Below are 2,529 nucleotides of genomic sequence, written 5' to 3' on the forward strand. Positions count from 1 at the left end.
CTCCGTCGTGGAGGTCGCGTTCGATGCGGCGCAGGTCGGCTGCGGCGGTGTCGACCACCGTGCCCCGGTCCGACTCCAGCTCCGCGATGCGCCGCTCCAGCTCGTCCGACGGCGACAGCAGCCCGCGCACCATCACCCGGTCCACGTTGGTCAGCGCCCGCGCGATCCACGGCAGCACCGGCCAGGCGATGAACAGCGAGACCAGCGTCAGGGCGAAGGTCAGGATGCCCCAGGGCAGCCGGATCGCGGCGTACAGCGTGGCGCGCCAGCCCACCGGATCCCGCAGGCTCCGCCACAGCCAGCTGAAGAAGCCGCCGTCGAGCCCGCCCGGCATACGGCTGGGCTCGTCCACGTGGAGCGCCAGCAGCGACCGGGCGCGCCGCCGCTCGAACCGGGCGAGCCACCGGCTGCCCAGCAGGCCCACGGCCAGCACCGGCAGCCCCCCGATCGTGACCGCCATGCCCACGCCCACGGCCAGCCACATCACCGCGTAGACGAAGCCGAAGATGCCCAACGGCAGATTGACCAGGAGATGGGCGATCTCCTTCCACGTCTGCGCGGGATAGGCGAAAGCGGGCGGACGCGGCAGTCGCTCGCCGCGCTCGTCGGGGGAACCGGAGGTCATGGCACCAAAGACTGCCGCGCCCCGGCGGGCCGCGCCATGGGGTACATCGCCGGGCCCGAGTAGGGCTAGCCCCCGTAGTCCCCCGGTCATTCCCCGCGGGCTCGGGGCTCCGCATGCCGGACGGGCGGATCGCCATACCGCCGGTAGGGCCTAGACTCCCGTGCGTACGGATCGTCGAACACACGAGGTCGACGAGCAGCAGGCAGGACAGGGAGCGAGGGGCGGACGTGCCGGAGGCGACGACCGTACGCGCGGCCAGTAGCGTCCCGCTCGCGGCCGACTACTTCCACGCCTATACGGTGGTGGGTCTGGTCGCGGCGGTCGGGGTGATCTTCGTTGCCGTGGCCTTCGGGGCAGGGCGGCTGCTGCGGCCGGTGGTGCCGACGCCTGAGAAGCTGCTGACGTACGAGTGCGGTGTGGACCCCGTGGGCGAGAGCTGGGCACACACCCAGGTCCGCTACTACGTCTACGCTTTCCTGTACGTGATTTTCGCGGTGGATTCGATCTTCCTGTTCCCATGGGCGACGGTCTTCGCCGCGCCCGGTTTCGGCGCAGCCACCCTGGTGGAGATGTTCATCTTCCTCGGGTTCCTCGCCGTAGGTCTGCTGTACGCATGGAAGAAGGGCGTCCTGGAATGGACGTGACACCGACCCCCGCGCAGGCTCCCGTGGATCTCCCGGAGCCGCGCCGCCTCGGCCCGCTCGCGCGGCTGGCCCCTGAGCCGATGAAGGTGGTCCTGAACTGGGGCCGCCGCTACAGCCTGTGGGTCTTCAACTTCGGGCTGGCCTGCTGCGCCATCGAGTTCATCGCCGCCTCGATGGCCCGCCACGACTTCATCCGGCTCGGCGTGATCCCCTTCGCGCCGGGGCCCCGCCAGGCCGACCTCATGGTCGTCTCCGGCACCGTCACCGACAAGATGGCGCCCGCCGTCAAGCGACTCTACGAGCAGATGCCGGAGCCGAAGTACGTGATCTCCTTCGGCGCCTGCTCGAACTGCGGCGGCCCCTACTGGGACTCGTACGCCGTGACCAAGGGCGTCGACCAGATCATCCCGGTCGATGTGTACGTCCCCGGCTGCCCGCCCCGGCCCGAGGCGCTGCTCCAGGGGATCCTCAAGCTCCAGGAGAAGATCGCCCGCGAGTCGCTGGGGGAGCGGTACGCGTCGAAGGGCGGCCGCCCGTCCACGGCCGCGCTGCGCAGCGGCCTGGTCGAGCCCCCGGCCGCCCGGGAGGACGCGTGATGACCGAGCCGAACGAGTCTCCTGAGCCGACCGAGGCCGACGGCGCCGTGGTGGGCTGGCTGCCGCGCCCCGCCACCGACCTGTTCGGCGCGGGCGCGACGGCCGAGGAGGCGTACGGCCTGCTCACCGTCGACGTGCCCGCCGACGCGTGGATCACGGCGCTGGAGACCGCCCGCGACACCCTCGGCTGCACCTACTTCGACTGGCTGAGCGCGGTGGACGAGCCCGGCGTGGGCTTCCGGGTGGCCGCCCACGTCGTCGCCCTCGCCCCGGGCGCCGCCATACGCCGACTGCTGGTCCGCACCACCGTGCCGCACGACGCCGCCACGCTGCCCACGGCCGTGGGCGTCTACGCGGGCGCGGCGTGGCACGAGCGCGAGACCCACGAGATGTTCGGGATCGGCTTCAGCGGCCACCCCGGCCTCGCGCCGCTGCTGCTGCCCGACAACTTCGAGGGCCACCCGCTGCGCAAGGACTTCGTGCTGGCGGCCCGGGTCGCCAAGGCCTGGCCGGGCGCGAAGGAGCCGGGGGAGTCCGACCACGGCGGCCCCAAGCGGCGCCAGATGCTTCCCCCGGGCGTGCCCGACCCCAACGAATGGGGCCCGCTCAAGGGCCAGCTCCCGCCCGCCCCGGCCCGCCCGGCCCGCGGCGCCCGCGCGGCGGG

Annotated in this window: 4 protein-coding genes; 3 read left to right on the forward strand and 1 reads right to left on the reverse strand. The window is 72.6% G+C overall.

Annotated features, from left to right (window positions below; all coding sequences use genetic code 11):
* The coding region (locus EEJ42_RS32370) for a sensor domain-containing protein (protein ID WP_184503376.1) at nt 1-625 on the reverse strand (625 nt) is incomplete at its 3' end.
* 227 nt (nt 626-852) lie between these two features.
* Here EEJ42_RS32370 and EEJ42_RS32375 point away from each other — a divergent pair.
* The 3 genes from EEJ42_RS32375 to EEJ42_RS32385 form a co-directional block, all read left to right on the forward strand.
* Entirely contained in the window at nt 853-1,269 is a 417-nt protein-coding gene (locus tag EEJ42_RS32375) for an NADH-quinone oxidoreductase subunit A (RefSeq protein ID WP_123105487.1), read from the forward strand.
* Entirely contained in the window at nt 1,260-1,865 is a 606-nt protein-coding gene (locus EEJ42_RS32380) for an NADH-quinone oxidoreductase subunit B (RefSeq protein ID WP_123105489.1), read from the forward strand. The genes EEJ42_RS32375 and EEJ42_RS32380 overlap by 10 nt, the downstream gene beginning before the upstream one ends.
* Nucleotides 1,865-2,529, forward strand: a 665-nt coding sequence (locus tag EEJ42_RS32385; RefSeq protein ID WP_148082099.1) for an NADH-quinone oxidoreductase subunit C, incomplete at its 3' end; no start/stop codon positions are given. The genes EEJ42_RS32380 and EEJ42_RS32385, both read left to right, overlap by 1 nt.

Origin of the sequence: Streptomyces botrytidirepellens (assembly GCF_003721215.1) — a bacterium.
Classification (GTDB): domain Bacteria; phylum Actinomycetota; class Actinomycetes; order Streptomycetales; family Streptomycetaceae; genus Streptomyces; species Streptomyces himastatinicus.